We start from the raw sequence: 2498 nt of genomic DNA, 5'->3' as shown, positions 1-2498 counted from the left end.
TGTCCCGGCCATCCACGTCGGGCGGCATGCTGGGGACGACGTGGATGCCCGGGACGAGCCAGGACGAGCCCGTGCATGACGGAGTATAAAATTGGCAGGATCGTTCGCTGATACGGCTGCGTGTCTGAAAATGCGATAGCCTGCCCTGCAGGGAAGGGTGGCATCGTTGCGCAGCGCCGGCTACCGCGGCATCTTCCTGATCAGCGCCGTCGCCAGCTTCATCGTCTGCTGCGCCAGCGGCGTCGGGCGCTTATGCGCCGAGGTGACGAAGCACAGCACGCTGGTCGGGGCGGGATCGGTCAGCGGGCGGATCGCAAGCTCCCCGGCGCGGCCGGACGCCGCGACGCCGCTTGGCGTCAGCACCGCGTGACCATACCCCGCGCAGACGAGATCGATGATCGACGGCACGCTCGAGACCTCCCAGGCGATCTCGAGCTTGATACCGGCCAGCGCGGCCTGCGTCTCCAGGAGACGCCGCATCGCGTGCACCCGCTCCGGCATGATCAGCTGATAGCGCGACAGCTCGGCCATCGGCAGCGGCGCGGTGACGCGGCGCCTGCCCTTCGGCGCGTGGCTGACCAGCGCCAGCGGCTCCTGCAGCACCGGCGTGATCTCGATGCCGGCCTGCGCGTCGGGATTGTAGACCATGCCGACATCGATGCGGCCCGAGGTCACCCACTCCACCACATGCGTCGACAGGCCCTCGACGACGGCGAGCCGCGCCGCCGGATATTCCTTCCGGAAGCGGTCGATCAGCGGCAATGTCAGTTGCCGCGCGATGCTCGGCGGCAGGCCGATCGTCACGCGGCCGACCGGCGCGTCACGGCTGGCGCCGAGATCCTCGCGCGCATGCGCCACGAGCTGCAGCACGCCGACGCTGTGATCGAGCAGCCGTTTGCCAGCCTCGGTCAGCTCGACGCCGCGGCCGTTGCGCGCGAACAGCTGCTGCTTCAATTCCGATTCCAGCGCCCGCACCTGCCGCGACAGCGCCGGCTGCGCCACGTCGAGGACGGAGGCCGCCTTGCTGAACGAGCGGAGCTCGGCGACCTGGACGAAATATTCGAGCTGCTTGAGGTTCATGGGTTGAAGGCTCGAAATTCGGCCGCGCGTTTGCCCGGCTGCCCGCCCCACCTCAAGCCGTCGTCCCTGCGAACGCAGGGACCCATACCGCGGACGGCCGATTGTCGGAAACGACTCGGAGTCGCCTGTCTCGTCCAATGATGAGAGCCGGTGGTTATGGGTCCCTGCGTTCGCAGGGACGACAGCGGAGGATGCGGCGACGGCACGACCCACCGCTGGCAGGGTCCCGGCGCTCGCCGGGACGACGGCCTCGCAGGGTGGGCAAAGCGAAGCGTGCCCACCATCGATCTCCGAATCCGAATGCCGGTGGGCACGGCGCGTTGCGCCTCTGCCCACCCTACCCGGTTCGGCTGCCGTCTCGCTCTCATTTCAATTCAGCACATTGACCGACAAATTCAGCACCGACGCGAACGCGACCCAGCAGGCGTAGGGGACGAACAGCAGGGCCGCGATCCGGTCCGCGCGCCATTGCATGACGATGAAGGTCACGATCAGCACGAACATGCTGGCGATGATCGCGAACGCGGGCCACATCAGATGCGCGGTGAAGAACACCGGCGACCACGCGAAGTTCAGCACCAATTGTCCCCACCACACCTGCATGACGGCACCGCTCACCACCCGCTCATAGGTGCGCCAGCCGGCCACCGCGATCATGATGTAGAGCACGGTCCAGGCGATCGGAAACAGCCAGCCGGGCGGGGTGAACCAGGGCTTGTTGAGCGACCCGTACCAGGCGCCCGGCATGTTGGACGCACCGATGATCCAGCCGCCTCCGACCACGAGGACCAGGAGGACGAGGAGATGCAGGATGGATCGATTCATATTCCGCTCGGCGTGATTTCGGGGTCCGTCCGCTGGCGACCGGCAGCCATGCGGCCGGGACACCCACGCGCGCACTGGACAGGGCAGCCCGCTGCGCGTAGCCAGGACATAACACAATGCGAGGAAAAGTCAGGGTTTTCCCCTGACGCCCACGTCCAGGGACCGGGAACGCCGATCAATTCAGCGCCGGGGTCCTGATACCAGGAAAACGGAGCACCGCCAGTGGCTGAGTCGCCGGCCCCCTCTTCCGCCACCGCCTCGATCGCGGCCGTCGAAGCCGGCCTCGCCGCGCAGGGCTATATCGCCAGCCGCCAGATCGCGACCGCGGTCTATCTGTCGCAGGCGATCGACAAGCCGATCCTGGTCGAGGGGCCCGCCGGCGTCGGCAAGACCGAGCTCGCCAAGGCGATCGCCGCCTGGCGCGGCCTCAAGATGATCCGGCTGCAGTGCTACGAGGGTCTCGACGAGGCCAAGGCGCTGTACGAGTGGAAATACGCCAAGCAGCTGCTCTACACCCAGATCCTCAAGGACAAGCTCGGCGAGGTGCTCGGCGGCGCCCAGACCCTGCACGCCGCGCTCGGCCAGTTGCACGA

3 protein-coding genes are annotated in these 2498 nt (G+C 67.4%); 1 reads left to right on the top strand and 2 read right to left on the bottom strand.

The window, feature by feature from the left end:
• Window positions 1-180: 180 nt before the first annotated feature.
• Complete coding sequence (locus BRAS3809_RS14710) at window positions 181-1080, bottom strand: LysR family transcriptional regulator (protein ID WP_035656327.1); 900 nt, start codon at window positions 1078-1080, stop codon at window positions 181-183.
• Between the two features lie 369 nt (window positions 1081-1449).
• Entirely contained in the window at window positions 1450-1863 is a 414-nt protein-coding gene (locus BRAS3809_RS14705) for a TspO/MBR family protein (protein WP_008962904.1), read from the bottom strand.
• Between the two features lie 264 nt (window positions 1864-2127).
• Between BRAS3809_RS14705 and BRAS3809_RS14700 the strand changes: the two genes are divergently transcribed.
• On the top strand, window positions 2128-2498 hold a 371-nt coding region (locus BRAS3809_RS14700; protein WP_035656326.1), incomplete at its 3' end, for an AAA family ATPase.

It is taken from the genome of Bradyrhizobium sp. STM 3809 (assembly GCF_000239795.1).
In the GTDB taxonomy this organism is placed as follows: domain Bacteria; phylum Pseudomonadota; class Alphaproteobacteria; order Rhizobiales; family Xanthobacteraceae; genus Bradyrhizobium.
This window is presented reverse-complemented; position numbering and strand designations above follow the sequence as displayed.